Here is a 17,333-nt window from a genome sequence, read left to right as displayed (position 1 = left end):
GGGTCCGTCCACCGGGGCAACACCCCGGCGCGGGGGGTGTCGTCGGCCACGCGCGCGTGCGAGCGTTTCCGCGTTTCCTGGACACCCGGGGTTCACTGACCGACAATCACCTGCGTGACGTCGTCTTTCGAGGTGAACCCGTACCCCGCGCGGTTGTCCGACGCGGAGCGCGACAGGGCGCTGAAGGTGCTGCGTGACGGCGTCGCCATGGGCCGCCTGTCGCACGACACGTTCATCCGGCGGATGGAACTCGCGCTCGCCGCCCGCCGCTCCGACGAACTGGCGGCGCTCACCGCGGACCTGCCCAAGGAGAGCCGCTTCTCACGCGTCGTGTTCGGCTCCGTCGAGGCCGTCTCCGGGTTCACCGTTCGGCTGCGCCGGGCCTGGCAGGCCGAGCGGCTGCCCAAGCTGCTGCTGCCGCACCCCGGCACCGAACACGCCCTGCGCATCGGCCGCGACCCCGTCAACGGGCTGCGGCTGACCCACGAGAGCGTCTCGCGGGTGCACGCCGAACTCACCCGCCAGGGCGGCATGTGGGTGCTGCGCGACCTCGGCTCCACCAACGGCACCACCGTCAACGGCCGCCGGGTCATCGGCGCGGCCGTCGTCCGCGAGGGCGACCAGGTGTCCTTCGGGAAGGTCGTGTTCCGCCTCAGCGCGACCTGAGCCGCGCCGTCGCCCGCCGTCCGCGCGGGTCCGGCGCGGCCGGCTTGCCCCCGTAGGACCGGTTACGGCGGTGTTGACGTACCCCCGCGCCATGACTCAGGGTGCGTACACCGGATACGCCCGGTGAACCGACGGCGCCCGCCCTGGAGGTGTGCCCTGCCGCCACTCCTCCGCTACCCGACCGTGGACGAGCTCGCGGCCCGCGCCGCCGCGCTCGTCGCCCGCCGTCCCCGCGACGCCCGGCTCCGCCGGGTGGGGGTCTCCCGCGCGGGCACCCCGCTGTGGCTGCTCTCCGTCGGCCGGGGCGCCCGCCAGGCCCTCGTCGTCGCCGGACCCCACGCCAACGAACCCGTCGGCGGCGCCACCGTCCTGCGGCTGGCCGAACGCGCCCTCGCCGACCCCCGGCTCACCGAGGGCGCCGACGCCACCTGGAACCTGCTGCTCTGCCTCGACCCCGACGGCCTGCGCCGCAACGAGGGCTGGCTGACCGGCCCCTACACCCTCGGCCGGTACTTCCGGCACTTCTTCCGCCCCGGCTTCCTCGAACAGCCCGAGTGGCTGCCCGACGGGGCGGCCGCCGCCGCACTCCCGGAGACCCGGGCGCTGCTCCGCCTCCAGGACGAACTGAAACCTTTCTTCCAGTGCTCGCTGCACGGCGTCGACGTCGGCGGCGGCTTCGTCGAACTCACCCGGGACCTGCCCGGCCTCGACCGGCGCGTGGCCCACGCCGCCGCCCGGCTCGGCATCCCGCGCGAACTCGGCCCCTACGACACCCTGTACTGGCCCGGCCTGGGACCCGCCGTCTACCGGATCCCGCCGCCGCGCCCGCGGGATCTGGCCGCCGCCATCACCGAGGCCGCCGTCGAGTCGACCTGGTACCACCCGCATCGCCACGGCACGGTCACCGCGGTCGTCGAGGCGCCCATGTGGGGTGTGGCCGCCGTGGCGGACGGCTCCCCGCCCGCCGACCGGGACGCGGCGCTGCGGGCCGTGAGCGGCGCCCTGCGCCACGACACCCGTGTGCTGCGGGACATCCTCGCCCGCGTGCGGCCCCGGCTCGCCGGGACCCCCGAGACGGACCGGCTGCTCGCGCCCGTCGACGACTACCTGCTGGTCTGCCCCGGACTCGCCGACGCCTGGGACCCCGACACCCCCGACCCCGGACGCCCCCTTCCCCCGCTCAGCACCGCCCATCTGACCGCCCTGCGCATCGCCGGCCGGCGCATCGCCGTCCGCACGGCGGGCCTGCTGCACCAGCTCGTCACCGGCGCCGACGGCGACCCGGCCGGGGTGCTGCCCGAGCTGGACGCGCTGATCGACCGGTGCTGCGAGGCCTACCGGGACGACTGCCAGGCCCGCTGGATCCCCGTCGCACGCCAGGTGGAGTACCAGGCCCGGGTGGTGCTCGCCGCGTTCGAACTGGCCGGTCGGCCCCGCCGGCCCACGCGTTCGGGTGAGCCGGACTGGGGAACCCAGGCCGCCGTGCCGATGCACCGGGAATGAGACACTCGCACCCCCTCGCCCCGGCACCCCTGCGCCGCGCCCTGCTGCCGGCCGCGGCCGCCCTCCTCCTCGCCGCGGGCGCCGCACCGGCCCAGGCGCTCTCCCAGGACCCCCAGCCCGGCAACTGGCTCCAGCTCTCCGTCACCCGGGACACCGCCCCCTCCGACGGCACCCGCGGCACCCTGCTGCTGTGCGGCCCGCCCGAGGGCCACCGCCGCGCCGCCGAGGCCTGCGACCAGCTCACCGCGGTCAACGGCGACCTGCGCGCCCTCCCCGCCGCCCGGGACACCGTCTGCACCCTCGTCTACGCCCCGGTGACGGCCCGCGCGAGCGGCCAGTGGAACGGCCGTCCCGTCTCGTACACCGAGACCTTCTCGAACGCCTGCGAGATGCAGGCCCGGACGGGCGCCGTGTTCGCCCTGGACGACGCGGACGCGGCGGCCGCACCCGGGGCCTGACCCGGCACGACTCAGGCAGGGGGCGGCGCCACGGCACACGCGCGCGTGCCCTCACGCCGCCCCCTCGCGGGCGTGCAGGGCCGCTGCGACGACCGTGCGGCTCTGGTGCTCGACCTGGTGTTCCAGCGGCACCCAGCGGGCGCCGAAGCGCACGGCGAACGCGTCGCTCCACGTCTCGACGAGCTGTTCCAGCCGCGGGGCGGCGTGGTCCTCGCTCTCCTGCAGCACCCGCCACAGCATCGCCGCCGCCCTCAGCGGCAGCCGCCGGGCGAAGGCGTCCACGCTGCCCACGTACGCCCTCGTCGTGTCGGCCGGCGGGGTGTGGGTCCAGTCCGCGGCCAGGCCCGGCACCAGCTCCAGCCCCCACCGCGCCGCCCGCAGCAGCGGCCCGTCCACGCCCTCCAGACGCGGCAGCGCCTCGGCGAGCACCCGCTCCACCTCCCGCGCGTCCCGCAGCAGCCGTTCCGCGAGGCGCCGGATCGCCGCGGCCGGCGCCGGATGCGGGGCGGAGTCGTCCACCAGGTCGCTCGCCCACATCGGCACCTCCACCACCGCCGTCAGACCGCCGTAGCGATGCGCGTGGTACCAGGTGCTGTGCCGTGCGTCGTCCGGCATGCTCGGATACGCCGCGCCCGCGTCGGCGTCCGGCATCACCCGCACCCCCGGCCCCGAGGCCGGCCAGCCCGCGGCGTCCGAGGCGCCCGTCTCGACGGGGATGTGCAACCGCGCCGCGGACTTCGCGAACGGCTCGGCGAGCCCCGGGATGTCCCTGGTGAGCTGCACCCAGCTGCCGCCCAGATCCGTGCCGTGCAGGGTCACCTGGAGGTAGGGCCGAAGCTCGTCGATGACCCGGGTCAGCACGCGGGTCTCGGGCGGCAGCCGGTCGGGCGGCAGCACGGCGGGCGACCACTCCGGCTGCTCGGGACCCGCGGGCCGGAAGAACCCCAGGTGGTACTCCAGCAGACTGCGCGGCGCGGGGGTGACGTGCAGACTCGCCCCGTCCGGGTCGGCGCACAGCAGGAAGTGCCAGGAGGTGCCGCTGCGCAACTCCCGCTCGTGGAGCACCCGTTCGGCCAGGGACAGCAGGGTGGGGCCGCCGGTGGGCTCGTTGGCGTGGGCGCCCGCGACGACCAGCACGGCCCGCCGCGCCCGCCCCACGGACAGCAGATGCAGCGGACGGCCCGCGCGGGACAGTCCCACCTGCCGCAGGGCGCACAGACCGGCATGACGTACCGTCAGAGCACGGGCACGAGACGTCAGTTCGGGCACCGTGGGGTAGCGCAGCACCGGCAGGAGACTCACCCCCGTCTGGTCCGACCGGCTTCGCTCTCCGCAGTACCCCACGGACTCTGTGAACTGTCAAGAATGCCCAGGGGAGCCCCCGGGGCGCCTTCGGGGGGCGCCCGGAAGCGCGCGCCGACGGGCCCCTCCCGCCGCGTCACCGCGCGCGCTCCAGCAGCGCCACCGGCAGCTCCGCGAAGAGTTCCGCCACGCGCGCGTGCCCCTCGAACCACCGCCCCGGCGTCAGGACGTCGGCCCACCGCCCCTGCGGCAGCGGAAGCCGGGTCTCCCGCCAGCCGCCCGCCCGCGCCAGCCGCAGCGACAGCCGGGTCACCGCCGTGACGGTCCCGCCCGAGCGCGCGAACGCCAGGCAGTGCTCCGCGGCCGGGCCCTCGGCCGTCAACGGCTCGTAGGCCGCCGCGGCCCCGAAGAGCTCGGGCCGGCGCCGGCGCAGCAGCAGCGCGGCCCGGGTCAGCGCCGCCTTGGGGCCCGGATCGCCGGGCGGGAACCGTACGGGGCGACGGTTGTCCGGGTCCACCAGGGCGCGGTACTCGTCCTCCGTGCCCTGGTAGACGTCCGGCACCCCCGGCATCGTCAGATGCACCAGGGCCGCGCCGAGCACATTGGCCCGGACGTGCGGCTCCAGCGCACGGCGCAGCTCCGCCACGCGCTCGCCGGGCGCCCCGCACGGGCCCGCCGCGACGAACGCGGCCACCGCCTCCTCGTACGGCGGCTCCTGCTCGGTCCAGCTCGTGTACAGGCCCGCCTCGCGCGCGTGCTTGAGCAGCGCCTCGCCCACCCGCTCCGGGGCCGCCGGGCCGAGCCCGAACACCGTCTGCCAGGCCGCCCACGCGAGCTGACCGTCCGGCACCTCCGCCTCCGCGCGCGTGACCCGCTCCAGGACCTCCGCCCAGCGCTCCGGGCACTCGCTGAGCACGGCCAGCGCGGCCCGTACGTCGGCGCTGCGCTTGGTGTCGTGCGTCGACACGACCGTCCCGGTCGCCGGCCAGTCGCGCTGCACGCGCGCGCAGTACGCGTGGAACTCCTCCGGGGCCACCCCGGGGCGGCCCGGCTCACCGCCCACCTCGTTCGCCGCGAGCAGCGGGACGTACCGGTAGAACGCCGTGTCCTCCACGGCCTTGGCGCGCAGCGCGGACGCCGTCTGCGCGAACCGGGCCCGGAACTCCGCGCGCGGCGGCCCCTCGCCGCCGAGCACCAGCGCCCGCACCACGTCGACGGCGCCCGCCTCCTGGGGCACCGTGAACGCCTGCCGGGCCTCCTCGGCCGCCTCGGCGGTGACCACGGCCGCCGCGTCGCCCGAGACGTACGGCCGGTAGACCTCCATCCGGACCAGCAGCTCCACCAGCGCCGTGCGCAGCGCCCAGGGCGCCCGGTCGCGCAGCGCGGGATCCGGGGCGCTCGCGCAGATCCGGGACGCCAGCCGGGTCAGCCGGTCCAGCTCGGCCGCCAGCTCGTGCGACAGCACCGCGTACGCCGCCCGCCGCGCGGTCGCCGCCCAGTCGCCGCCGCGGTCGGTCTGCGGGGCCGCGAAGCGCCGGTACAGCCCCAGCAGCTCCCGGGCCCCCGCGGGATCGGTGAAGAGGCCGTCGACGCGGCGCAGGGCGTCGTAGCCGGTGGTGCCGGCGACGGGCCAGGAGTCCGGCAGCCGCTCCTCGTCCGCGAGGATCTTCTCCACGACGGTCCAGCGGCCGCCGGTGGCCTCGTGCAGCCGCTCCAGATAGCCGTCGGGGTCGGCGAGGCCGTCCGGGTGATCGATCCGCAGCCCGTCCAGCACGCCCTCGTGCAGCAGCCGCAGGATCGTGCCGTGGGTGGCCTCGAAGACCTCCGGGTCCTCCACCCGCACCCCGATCAGCTCCGAGATGCTGAAGAACCGCCGGTAGTTCAGCTCGGTACGGGCCAGCCGCCACCACACCGGCCGGTACCACTGGGCGTCCAGGAGCTCGGGCAGCGGCAGCCCCGCGGTCCCCTCCCGCAACGGCAGGACGTGGTCGTAGTAGCGCAGCACCCCGCCGTCGACCCGCAGCCGCTCCAGCTCCTCGCCGACCGGCCCGCCGAGCAGCGGGACGAGGAGCTGTCCGCCCTGCGCCTCCCAGTCGATGTCGAACCAGCGCGCGTACGGCGACTCGGGACCCTCCCGCAGCACCTCCCACAGGGCGCGGTTGTGGCGCGGCGCTATCGCCATGTGGTTCGGCACGATGTCCACGACCAGCCCGAGCCCGTGCTCGCGCGCGGTGCCCGCCAGCGCCCGCAGCCCCTCCTCGCCGCCCAGTTCCTCGCGCACGCGCGCGTGGTCCACCACGTCGTAGCCGTGGAGCGAGCCCGGCACGGCCTCCAGGACCGGCGACAGATGCAGATGCGACACACCGAGCGAGGCCAGATACGGCACGGCCGCCGCCGCGGCCGCGAACGGGAACGCGGGCTGGAGCTGGAGCCGGTAGGTGGCCGTGGGCGTGACAGGGGCGGGGCGGGCAGACGTCATGCAGACCTACGTACCCGCCCCGCCCGCTTTCCTGTCACCACGTCACCAAGTCGGCCAGTCACCGGGTCACCGGGACGCCGCGGTCACGGGGCGGCCTCAGGCGGGCCGCTGCAGCACCGTCATGCTCCGGTCCACCAGGGTCAGCCGGTCGCCCGCCTGCACCTTGCGGCCCGCCCCCTGCGCGACCGGCTCCGCGGCGGCGGTGTCCACGACCACCTGCCACTGCCGCCCGTGGTCGACCGGCACCACGAACTCCAGCGGCTTCGGCGAGGCGTTGAACAGCAGCAGGAAGGAGTCGTCGGAGATCCGCTCCCCGCGCGGCCCCGGCTCCGAGATCGCGTTGCCGTTGAGGAACACCGACAGCGCCGACGCCTGCGCCCGCTCCCAGTCCCGCTGGGCCATCTCCCCGCCCTCCGGGGTGAACCAGGCGATGTCCGACAGCTCGTCGTGGGTGCCCTCCACGGGCCGCCCGTGGAAGAAGCGCCGCCGCCGGAACACGGGGTGCTCCCGCCGCAGCCGCGTGAGCGCCCGCGTGAAGTCCAGCAGCCCGCTGCCGTCCTCGGGCCAGTGCACCCACGCCAGCTCGCTGTCCTGGCAGTAGGCGTTGTTGTTGCCCTTCTGGGTGCGCCCGAACTCATCCCCGTGGCTGATCATCGGCACGCCCTGGGACAGCAGCAGCGTGGCGACGAAGTTGCGCATCTGCCGGGCCCGCAGCGCCAGCACCTGCGGGTCGTCGGTGTCGCCCTCCGCCCCGCAGTTCCACGACCGGTTGTGACTCTCGCCGTCCCGGTTGTCCTCCCCGTTGGCCTCGTTGTGCTTGTCGTTGTAGGCGACCAGGTCGTGCAGGGTGAACCCGTCGTGGCAGGTCACGAAGTTGATCGAGGCCAGCGGTCGGCGGCCGTCGTCCTGGTAGAGGTCGGAGGAGCCGGTCAGCCGGGAGGCGAACTCCGCGAGCGTGCGCTGCTCGCCCCGCCACAGGTCGCGCACGGTGTCCCGGTACTTGCCGTTCCACTCCGTCCACAGCGGCGGGAAGTTGCCCACCTGGTAGCCGCCCTCGCCCACGTCCCAGGGCTCCGCGATCAGCTTCACCTGGGAGACGACCGGGTCCTGCTGCACCAGGTCGAAGAACGACGACAGCCGGTCCACCTCGTGGAACTGCCGGGCGAGCGTCGCCGCGAGGTCGAAGCGGAAGCCGTCGACGTGCATCTCGGTCACCCAGTACCGCAGCGAGTCCATGATCATTTGCAGGACGTGCGGGGACCGCATCAGCAGCGAGTTCCCCGTCCCCGTGGTGTCCATGTAGTAGCGGGGGTCGTCCGCCAGCCGGTAGTACCGCTGGTTGTCGATGCCCCGGAAGGACAGCGTCGGGCCCAGATGGTTGCCCTCGGCCGTGTGGTTGTAGACCACGTCGAGGATCACCTCGATCCCCGCCTCGTGCAGTGCCCGCACCGCCGACTTGAACTCCAGCACCTGCTGGCCCCGGTCGCCCCAGGAGGCGTACGCGTTGTGCGGGGCGAAGAAGCCGATGGTGTTGTAGCCCCAGTAGTTGTTCAGGTCCATGTCGACCAGCCGGTGGTCGTTGACGAACTGATGCACCGGCATCAGCTCCAGCGCCGTCACCCCGAGCGCCGTCAGATGCTCGATCACCGCCGGATGCGCGAGACCCGCGTAGGTGCCCCGCAGCTCCTCCGGCAGCCCCGGATGGAGCATCGTCAGCCCCTTCACATGGGCCTCGTAGATCACCGTGCGGTGGTACTCGGTGCGCGGCGGCCGGTCGTCGCCCCAGTCGAAGTACGGGTTGACCACCACCGACGTCATCGTGTGCGGCGCGGAGTCGAGGTCGTTGCGCCGGTCGGGGGAGCCGAAGGGGTAGCCGTACACCTCCTCGCCCCAGCGGATCGCCCCGGCGACCGCCTTGGCGTACGGGTCCAGCAACAGCTTCGCCGAGTTGCAGCGCAGCCCGCGCGCGGGGTCGTACGGACCGTGCACCCGGAAGCCGTAGCGCTGTCCGGGCATCACGCCCGGCAGGTACGCGTGCCGGACGAACGCGTCGCTCTCGCGCAGTTCCACCGCCGTCTCCGAGCCGTCGTCGTGCAGCAGACACAGCTCTACTCGGTCCGCGGCCTCCGTGAAGACCGCGAAGTTCGTGCCGGCGCCGTCGTACGTGGCACCGAGGGGGTACGCCTCTCCAGGCCAGACCTGCATGAACCGACTCTTTCAGGTGGGCCGCCGCCCCGGGGGCGCCTTGCCGCCCGAGTCTCGCGGAAACTGATGGAACCGCCTTCGACTTACTGCCCTCTTACCTGTCGACCAGTGCATAGGCCGGAATCCGGCGTATGCCGTATTCCGTGGGGCAGACAGACATACTCCCGGCAGCAGGGGGAGTAGGGGGCAATTGTGCGCACGACAGTGCGTCGCCACCTGGGCAAGGTGGTGGCGGGTACGGCCATCGCGGTGGCCTCGACGGCCGTGATGATCGGGATCACCCTGCCGGGCACGGCGGGGGCGGACGACAAGGGAGGCAGCGGCACCGGACAGAGCGCCGGGCGGGCGGCGGCCGCCGGGGAGGGCGGCTCGGTGCCCGCAGGCGTCGTCGAGGCCGCGCCCGACGAGGGCGAGAAGGGCAAGGGCAGCGACCCGCTCACCGACGACGAGATGAAGCGCGCCGAGCAGCTCGCGCTCAGCCGGCAGGCCTTCAACGCCGCGCAGAACGTCGAGGGCGAGCGCGGCCCGCAGCGCCTCGGGGTGGAGCTCGCCGCGCCCGACGCCGACGAACTCGACGACCCGGACGCGCCCCGGCGCGCCGACGTGACGTTCTACGACTACAAGACCGACACGGTCGTCACCAAGACCGTCAACCTCGACACCGGCAAGGTGGAGAACACCGGCACCCAGCGCGGTGTCCAGCCGCCGCTCAGCCCCGACGAGCAGAGCGAGGCGGCCCGGGTGCTCATCGCCGACCCGCTCGGCGCCGGCCTGAAGGCCGACTACAAGGACGCCACCGGCAAGGAGCTCACCTCCCCGGACCAGCTGGAGCTCTCCAGCATGATCTACCACTCGGTGCCCGGCGCCCAGCCGGCCGCACTCGACAAGTGCGGCGAGCACCGCTGCGTACGGCTGCTGCCGAAGGTGAAGAACGGTCCCTGGATCGACGCCCGGGCCTTCGTGATCGACCTCAGCGCCGCCAACGTCGTCCGGCTCAACGGCTGACCCGGCCCGCACCTCCACTTTCCCACCCGTCACCTCCTGTCAAGGAGTCATGTCCTCATGCGCGTCACCAGAATGAGCCGTACCCAGAAGGGGGCGGCCTTCGGCCTGTCCCTGGCCGCGCTGGCCGCAGGCGCGACCGCCGGGGCCGGTCCCGCCGTCGCCCAGCCGAAGGCCGCCCCCGCGGCGGCCGCCGCAGACTGCAGCGCCGCCTACCGCATCGAACAGAAGCTCTCCACCGGCACCACCTGGCGCATGTGCTGGCGCTACGAGGCCAAGTCCGGGCTCGTCCTGGAGAAGGTCACCTACCAGCCGCCCGGCGAGACCAAGCCGATCCGCGTCCTGACCAGCGCCAAGATCGCCCAGATCCATGTGCCCTACGACGACGGCAAGAACGAGTACAACGACGTCACCGACTTCAACTTCGGCTCCGGCCTGGTCAATCTGACCCCCGCCGAGTGCCCCGGCGGCACCATCAAGACCATCAAGGTCCCGGAGACCGCCCCGTCCGCCTCGAACGTCAAGGGCATGTGCACCACGACCCGTTCGCGCGGCCACGCCTACCGCATGCAGGCCGACAACAACAAGGTCTACCAGGCCCAGGGCAAGGACCTGCTGATCTACACGGTCAACAAGGTCGGCTGGTACGAGTACATGACCGAGTGGCGCTTCTCCGACGACGGCACGGTCAACATGAACGTCGGCGCCACCGGCAGCCTGTCGCCCTTCGACTACGACGCCGGTGACGGCCGCGGCTGGCCCATAGGCAGCGGCGCCCAGGCCAAGGCCACCAGCCACAGCCACAACGTCTTCTGGCGGCTGGACTTCGGCCTCGACGGCTCCTCCGCCAACAAGATCGAGCAGTACGACTCGACGGTCAGCGCGCCCGCGAGCGGCCAGCAGGGCCCGACCAACAAGACCACCCGCACCCCCGTCACCAAGGAACTCGCGGGCGACGCCAAGAACATGCGCTGGTGGCGCGTGGTCAGCAACATCGGCAAGAACAAGGACGGGCACGCCCGCAGCTACGAACTCGTCCCCGGCGCCACCACCAAGTACTCCGGACGCAGCTTCACCAAGCACGACGTCTACTTCACCGAGTACAACAAGTGCGAGATGTACGCGAGCAACAACCCCCTCAACTGCGGTACGGGACACCCGAAGGCCGTCGACGGGTGGGTGAACGGGCAGACCCTCAAGCACCCCGTGGCCTGGGTGAACGTGGGCTTCCACCACATCGCCCGTGACGAGGACCAGCAGCCCATGCCGGTCCACTGGCAGGGCTTCTCCATCGCCCCCCGGGACGTCACGGCCATGAATCCGCTCACACCCTCCGCGCTCCGGGGCGAGAACGGCATCCCGCGCGACGGCAGTTGAGAAACGACCTGCCCATCCGGCTGCACCGCCGACCGGTCCCGGAGTACCCTTCCTTGATCGTTGAGACGGGGAGAGCTCGGGGGAGCGGAAGGCGGTGCTTGGGTGGGCTCGGGAGGGCTGGAGCTGCCCCCTGGTGACGAGGGTCACGAGGGGAACTCCACAGAGGTCCCGCCCGGAGCGGTGTCCCTGGCCCGGCCGATGGAGACCAACGCCATCGGCCCGGAGCTGGACTGGGACGCCGACGCCTGGCGCGAGGTGCGCACGCGCGCCCAGCGGGCCGGCCGGGCCTACATCTGGCTGAACCTCGTCGAACAGCGGCTGCGCGCCGTGGTGGCCGCCGTGCTGCGGCCCATCTACGAACCCGTCCACGGCGACGAATGGGTGGTCGCCGCGGCCGGCCCCGCCGGACAGGAATGGGTGCAGCGCGCGGTCGCCGTCCGCGAAGTCAGCCGCCGCAAGGGCTACTTGCTCGACCCGGCCGACGACAACGTCATCTCCTTCCTGACGTTGCCGCAGCTGCGCGAGCTGATGGTGCAGCACTGGCCGTGCTTCGAGCCCTACCTCGACGACCGCCGGGACGTCGAACTCGCCCTGGACGAGCTGGAGGTGACCCGCAACGTCGTCTCCCGCAACCGGGCGCTGTCCGAGGCCGTGCTGGGCCAGGCCGAGCGGGCCTCCGCGCGGCTGCTGGAGATGCTCGGCACCGGCGGGGACGTGCCGTCCGCGCGGCGGCTGCCCGTCGACGCCGTCGAGGACCTCGTCGGCGACCGCTACGCGGACGTGGTCGCGGTCCACTCCGACCGGGTGCGGCTGTTGCGCCAGTTCCCCGCCGAGGACATCTTCGACGGCTCGCGCCGCATCGACGCCATCGGCATCGGCCTCAACCTGCTGGTGCAGAACTTCTCCGGCCGCCGCCTGGTCCGCCTCGCCGAGGCGGGCGCCCGCGTCCGGCTGCTCTTCCTCAACCCCGCCTCCAGCGCGGTCAAGCGCCGCGAACGCGAACTCGGGATGAAACGGGGCGAACTGAGCCGCTCGGTGGAGATGAACATCCTCCACATGCGCCGGGTCCGCTCCCGGCTGCGCGACCCGGGCGCCTTCCAGATCCAGGTGTACGACGAGACACCCCGCTTCACCGCCTACCTGGTCGACGGCGACGGCACCGACGGCATCGCGGTCGTCCAGTCCTATCTGCGGCGCATGCGCGGCATGGAGGCGCCGGTGCTGGTGCTGCGCGGCGGCAACCGGGTGGTCAAACCGGGCGAGGTGGACGAAGGGGGTCTTTTCGCGGCATACCGCGAGGAGTTCGAACTGGCTTGGGCGGATTCGCGACCGGTGTCCTGATCCGTCCCCGGTCCTCTGATTGTCAGTGCCACGTGCGAAGGTGGAGACCACTGGGGGAAAGCACCACCGAGAAGGGGGGCCGTCATGGCCTGGTACCGGGAGCTGCTCGTCGGCTTCGACCTGGAGACGACCGGGACGGATCCGCGCGAGGCGCGCATCGTCACCGGCGCCGTGATCGAGGTCCGGGACGGACAGGTCCTCGGGCGCAAGGAGTGGCTGGCGGACCCGGGCGTGGAGATCCCGGCCGACGCCGTCGCCGTGCACGGGATCAGCAATGAGCGGGCCGCCGCCGAGGGCAGCCCCGCCGACCGTGTCGCGGACGCGATCGCCGACGTCCTCACGGGCTACTGGCGCACCGGCGTCCCGGTCGTCGCCTACAACGCGACCTTCGACCTGACCCTGCTCTCCGCCGAACTGCGCCGCCACGGTCTGCCGTCCCTGCGCGAGCGGCTCGGAGGCCTCGACCCGGCCCCCGTCGTCGACCCGTACACCATCGACCGGTGGGCCGACCGCTACCGCCGCGGCAAGCGCAACCTCGAAGCGGTCTGCGCCGAGTACGGCGTCACCCTCGACTCCGCCCACGACGCCTCCGCCGACGCCCTCGCGGCCGCCCGGCTGGCCTGCGCGATAGCCGCCCGCCACCCCAAGATCGGCGCCCTCGGCCCGGCGGAGCTGCACCACCGCCAGATCGAGTGGTACGCCGCGTGGGCGGCGGACTTCCAGAGCTTCCTGCGCCGCAAGGGCGAGACGGACGCGGTGGTGGACGGGGCATGGCCCGTGCGGGAGCTCGCGGACAGCCCCACCGTCTGACCCCCGCTCAGAAGGGGTACCACCTGACCGCCTCGTCGCCGTCCCGCAGCGACGCCACCCTGCGCCCGAACTCCGCCAGCGCCTTGGGGTTGGCGGGCGCGTGCTGGGCGACCCAGGCGCAGCTCGCCGTCTCCCGGGCGCCGCGCAGCACCGCGCAGCCCTCCCACTCCCGTACGTCCCAGCCGTAGGCCTCGGTGAAGGAGTCGTAGGCCTCGGCGGGCAGCCCGTAGCGGTCGCGGGACAGGGCCATCACGACGAGATCGTGCTCCCGCAGATCCGCCGAGACCGTCTCCAGATCGACCAGGACCGGCCCGGCGGGGCCCACGTGCACATTGCGCGGCAGCGCGTCGCCGTGGATCGGGCCCGGCGGGAGACGGGGGACCAAGGCGGCGGCCGCCGCGGCGAAACCGTCGCGGCGCTCGCGCAGATACGCCGCGTCCGCCGGATCGACCGCGTCCCCGGCGAGCCGCAGCCAGCGCTCCACCCCCGACAGCAGATCGCGGGGCGGCAGACCGAAGGAGGGGGTGGTCAGGGCGTGCACCGACCGCAGGAGTTCGGCCAGATCCCCGGGCTCGGCGGGGCGCACGGCGTCGGGCAGCCGGTGCCACACCGTCACCGGATGCCCCTCCACCAACAGCGGCTCGGGCCCGGCCGCCCGCACGGCGGGGACACCGGCCCCCTCCAGCCAGGAGGCGACGTCCAGCTCGTGCCGGGCCCGGTCCAGGAGTGCGGCGTCCCGGCCCACCTTGACCACCAGGTCACCGGCGGCGAACACCGCGTTCTCGCCCAGGGCGAGGAGCCGGGCGTCCCGCGCCGGACCCGGCAGCACCCCCGCCGCGGCCACTACGTCCCGAGCCGTTGCCTCGTCCATGGTCCTCCGCCTCCGTGTCCTGTGCAGGTTCCGGCCAGTCTCGCATTGCCACAGGTCGGGCCCGGTGCGCGCACCCTTGACGGGGTCCCGAGGCGCTGCGGGAGGCCGCACTCGTCGAGGACCCCGAGGTCGCCCGCCGGCTCGCCGACATCCGGATACGGAGACGGCCGAGGAGGGCGGCACACGACGGGCCGCCGACCTCGTCGAGGCCGAACTGCCCGCCCGGCGACTGCAAGGGGGACGGACACACGACGAGGGCCCGTCGGTTCCCCTGCGACCGACGGGCCCTGCGTTCACGCAGCCGGGATCAGACGGACAGCCGCTCCCCCTCGTCGTCGCGCGCGACCCCGCCCGCCACGGCCTCCGGCGACTCGTCGTGGGTCATGTCCGGCAGCCAGCCCAGCCAGCTCGGCAGGTACCAGTTGCGCTCACCCAGCAGCGCCATGACCGCCGGGAGCAGCACACCCCGGATGATCGTCGCGTCGATCAGCACGGCCGCCGCGAGGCCCACACCCATCTGCTTCATGGACTGCATGGACAGCGTCCCGAAGATCGCGAACACGGCGACCATGATGACGGCGGCGCTGGTCACGACACCGGCCGTGGTGACCACACCGTGCTGGATGGCCTCGTTCGTGCTGCGGCCCCGCATCCGCGCCTCCCGGATCCGGGAGACGACGAACACGTGGTAGTCCATCGACAGACCGAACAGGATCACGAAGAGGAACAGCGGCAGCCAGGTGATGATCGCGCCGACGCCCTCGGCGCCGACCAGCGAGGCGCCCCAGCCGTGCTGGAAGACGGCGACGAGGATGCCGTAGGCGGCGCCCACCGACAGCAGGTTGAGCACGATCGAGGTGATCGCGACCGTCAGCGAGCGGAACGACAGCAGCATCAGCAGGAAGGCGAAGACCACCACGAACGCGAAGACCGGGACGACCGAGCCGATGAGCTGGTCGTTGAAGTCCTGGTTGCCCGCGACCTGACCGGTGATCGGCGCCTCGACCCCGTCGACCTTGCCGAGCGTGGCCGGCCGCACCTCGTCGCGCAGGGTGTCCAGGCTCGCGCCCGCCTTGTCCTGGTCGGAGCCGCCGACCAGCGGGACGTAGACGAAGGCGACGTTCTGCGCGTCGTGCACCTTGATCTCGACCGGGCCGCGCGAGGCACCCGAGCCGACCGCCTGCTCCTTGAACCGGGCGAGGGCGTCCTTCACCTCGGAGGCGTTGATGTCGTCCGCCTTGACGACGACCGTGGCCGGCTCGGAACCGCCGGGGAAGGCCTCGTTGACCCGGTTGTACGTCTGCACGATCGGCAGCGAGTCGCCGAACTCCTGGTCCAGGGTGAGGTTCTGGGTCTTCATGCCGAGCGCCGGAGCGGCGACGGCCAGCAGCGCACCGGCCGCGACCAGCACGGAGACGACGGGCTTGGCGAGCACTCCCTTGAGGACGGCCGACCAGAACCGGCTGCCCTCCTCACCCGTCTTCGCGCCGCGCCGCTTCAGGAACGGCAGACGGCCCTTCTCCACCCGCTCGCCGAGCAGCGACAGCAGCGCGGGCAGCACGGTCACCGAACCGACCATCGCGACCGCCACCACCATCAGGGAGGCCAGGCCCATCGCCTCGAACGTGGCGAGCCCGGTGAACAGCATGCCCGCCATCGCCACGCACACCGTGACACCGGAGACGATCACGGCCCGGCCGCTGGTGGCCGCCGCGATCCTGAGCGCGGTCCCCGCGTCCCGTCCGGCGGCCCGCTCCTCGCGCTCACGGCGCAGATAGAACAGGCAGTAGTCGACGCCCACCGCCAGACCGACCAGCAGCATCACCGAGCTGGCGGTGTCGTCCATCGGCTGGAAGTGGCTGACGATCGCCATCAGACCCGTCGTCGCCATGATCGCGGTGAGCGCCAGCGCCACCGGCAGCAGCGCCGCCACCAGCGCGCCGAACGCGATCAGCAGAATGCCCAGCGCCACCGGCACCGCGGAGTACTCGGCCTGCTGGAAGTCGTCGCCGAACGCGTCGTCGAACGTCTTCATCATGCTGGCGCCGCCGATCTCCTCGATCCGCAGCGAGGAGTGTTCCTTCTGCACCCCCGCGACGGCGTTCAGGACCGGCTCCACCCGCTCGCCCGCCGTGTCGGAGTCACCGCGCATGTCGAACTGGACGAGCGCGCTGCGGCCGTCCTTCGAGATCGTGTTCGTGTCGTACGGCGAGGTCACGTCGGTGACCTTGCCGGTCCCCTCCACGGCCTCGACGACCGCCGCGACCGCGGACCGGAACGCGGCGTCGGTGGCCTTGACCGAACCGTCCTTCGCCTGGACGAGCACGGTCTCCCCGGCCGGCTCCTCGATGCCCGCGTCCTCGATGATCTTCGCCGCGGTGTGGGTCTCGCCCCCGAGCTGGTCGCTCTCCTTGACCTCGACCGTGCCCATCGCCGACCCGATGCCCATGGCCAGGACGACGAACAGCACCCAAATGCCGACGGCGGCCCATCGGTGGCGTGCGCTCCAGCCGCCGGCCCGGGCCGCCAGGCCCCGTACCCGCGTATCTCCGTGTGCCATGACGGGCCTTCCCCCTCGTGAGCGGTGGCAGCCCCCTGCCGCCACCTTTCGATTCGAAGGTATGGGCCGGATAAAGCCTTCTCGTCGTGCTGCCCGGTGAACTGCCGACCGCCGGGGTCCTCCCCTCGGAGCGGGCCGCCTCACCGCAGGGGAGGAGGTGGGCCCCTACATCTATCCCGTGCTCTAGGGGGCGGGCCCTAGGCTGAGGGCATGACGACGATGTACGCGGCCCTGTTGCGCGGGATCAACGTGGGCGGAGCCAGAAAGCTCCCGATGGCCGACCTCCGCGCCCTCATGCAGAAGCTCGCCTACGGCGACGTCCGCACCTACCTCCAGAGCGGCCAGGCCGTCTTCTCCTCGGCCCACGGCGACGAGGAGAGCCTCGCCGCCGAACTCGCCGGAGCGATCGCCCAGGAGTTCGGCTTCGACGTCGACGTCCTCGTCCGCGACCACGCGTACCTGAAGACGGTCGCCGAGGCCTGCCCGTTCCCCGCCGCCGACCTCCAGCCCAAGCAGCTCCACGTCACCTACTTCTCCGCGCCCGTCGACGCCGGGCGCTACGCCGAGATCGACCCGGCCGCCCACCTCCCGGAGGAGTTCCGCCTCGGCGACCGCGCGCTCTACCTGTACGCCCCCGACGGCCTCGGCCGCTCCGCACTCGCGGAGCTGCTGTCGAGGCCCCGCTTCACCAAGGGCCTGGTGGCGACCAGCCGGAACTGGAACACCGTGCGCAAACTGGTGGAGATGACGGAACCGTAG

The 17,333-nt window shown here is 73.0% G+C and carries 13 protein-coding genes and 1 pseudogene; 9 read left to right on the top strand and 5 right to left on the bottom strand.

The genetic code is table 11. The annotated features are described in order from the left end of the window. The first annotated feature begins 114 nt into the window (after window positions 1-114). The 3 genes from OG852_RS12825 (at window position 115) to OG852_RS12815 (ending at window position 2,627) form a co-directional block, all read left to right on the top strand. The gene (locus OG852_RS12825) at window positions 115-666 is read left to right on the top strand and encodes an FHA domain-containing protein (RefSeq protein WP_133914566.1); all 552 of its coding nucleotides are present in this window, start codon (window positions 115-117) and stop codon (window positions 664-666) included. Between the two features lie 183 nt (window positions 667-849). Beyond that, window positions 850-2,169 carry a M14 family zinc carboxypeptidase gene (locus tag OG852_RS12820; RefSeq protein ID WP_208117236.1) on the top strand — a complete coding sequence of 440 codons (1,320 nt, stop codon included), beginning with the start codon at window positions 850-852 and terminating at the stop codon, window positions 2,167-2,169. Next, window positions 2,166-2,627: an SSI family serine proteinase inhibitor gene (locus OG852_RS12815; RefSeq protein WP_330347987.1), complete on the top strand. Its 462-nt coding sequence runs from the start codon at window positions 2,166-2,168 to the stop codon at window positions 2,625-2,627. Before OG852_RS12820 ends, OG852_RS12815 begins: the two co-directional genes overlap by 4 nt. A gap of 51 nt (window positions 2,628-2,678) precedes the next feature. Here OG852_RS12815 and OG852_RS12810 read toward each other — a convergent pair whose 3' ends face one another. The 3 genes from OG852_RS12810 to glgX form a co-directional block, all read right to left on the bottom strand. Beyond that, a complete protein-coding gene (locus OG852_RS12810; RefSeq protein WP_330347986.1) occupies window positions 2,679-3,929 on the bottom strand; it encodes a M14 family zinc carboxypeptidase in 1,251 nt (416 codons plus the stop codon). A gap of 136 nt (window positions 3,930-4,065) precedes the next feature. Beyond that, entirely contained in the window at window positions 4,066-6,408 is a 2,343-nt protein-coding gene (treY, locus tag OG852_RS12805) for a malto-oligosyltrehalose synthase (protein ID WP_330347985.1), read from the bottom strand. 96 nt (window positions 6,409-6,504) lie between these two features. Then, window positions 6,505-8,613 (bottom strand): glycogen debranching protein GlgX, encoded by a 2,109-nt coding sequence (gene glgX, locus OG852_RS12800; protein WP_133914561.1) that lies wholly within the window; start codon window positions 8,611-8,613, stop codon window positions 6,505-6,507. 192 nt (window positions 8,614-8,805) lie between these two features. Between glgX and OG852_RS12795 the strand changes: the two genes are divergently transcribed. The 4 genes from OG852_RS12795 (at window position 8,806) to OG852_RS12780 (ending at window position 13,143) form a co-directional block, all read left to right on the top strand. Next, window positions 8,806-9,618, top strand: a complete 813-nt coding sequence (locus OG852_RS12795; protein ID WP_330347984.1) for a Tat pathway signal sequence domain protein — start codon at window positions 8,806-8,808, stop codon at window positions 9,616-9,618. Between the two features lie 57 nt (window positions 9,619-9,675). Beyond that, window positions 9,676-10,992, top strand: a complete 1,317-nt coding sequence (locus tag OG852_RS12790; protein WP_133914559.1) for a copper amine oxidase — start codon at window positions 9,676-9,678, stop codon at window positions 10,990-10,992. 102 nt (window positions 10,993-11,094) lie between these two features. Continuing rightward, window positions 11,095-12,333 carry an SAV2148 family HEPN domain-containing protein gene (locus tag OG852_RS12785; RefSeq protein ID WP_133914558.1) on the top strand — a complete coding sequence of 413 codons (1,239 nt, stop codon included), beginning with the start codon at window positions 11,095-11,097 and terminating at the stop codon, window positions 12,331-12,333. Between the two features lie 84 nt (window positions 12,334-12,417). Then, a complete protein-coding gene (locus tag OG852_RS12780; protein ID WP_330347983.1) occupies window positions 12,418-13,143 on the top strand; it encodes a 3'-5' exonuclease in 726 nt (241 codons plus the stop codon). Window positions 13,144-13,150: 7 nt separating this feature from the next. Here the strand turns inward: OG852_RS12780 and OG852_RS12775 are convergent, their stop codons facing one another. Then, window positions 13,151-14,014: a phosphotransferase enzyme family protein gene (locus OG852_RS12775; RefSeq protein ID WP_133914551.1), complete on the bottom strand. Its 864-nt coding sequence runs from the start codon at window positions 14,012-14,014 to the stop codon at window positions 13,151-13,153. Window positions 14,015-14,103: 89 nt separating this feature from the next. On the opposite strand from OG852_RS12775, the pseudogene OG852_RS50970 reads away from it, so the two are divergent. Beyond that, window positions 14,104-14,246, top strand: a pseudogene (locus OG852_RS50970) (glycosyl transferase); the annotation flags it as partial. Between the two features lie 75 nt (window positions 14,247-14,321). Here OG852_RS50970 and OG852_RS12770 read toward each other — a convergent pair. Next, window positions 14,322-16,574, bottom strand: coding sequence for an MMPL family transporter (locus OG852_RS12770; RefSeq protein WP_133914550.1), 2,253 nt, complete (start codon window positions 16,572-16,574; stop codon window positions 14,322-14,324). Window positions 16,575-16,784: 210 nt separating this feature from the next. On the opposite strand from OG852_RS12770, the gene OG852_RS12765 reads away from it, so the two are divergent. Further along, the gene (locus OG852_RS12765; RefSeq protein WP_133914549.1) at window positions 16,785-17,333 is read left to right on the top strand and encodes a DUF1697 domain-containing protein; all 549 of its coding nucleotides are present in this window, start codon (window positions 16,785-16,787) and stop codon (window positions 17,331-17,333) included.

Source organism: Streptomyces sp. NBC_00582 (assembly GCF_036345155.1).
Lineage (GTDB): Bacteria > Actinomycetota > Actinomycetes > Streptomycetales > Streptomycetaceae > Streptomyces.
Note: the sequence above shows the minus strand (reverse complement) of the source record. Positions and strands in the feature narration are given on the sequence as shown.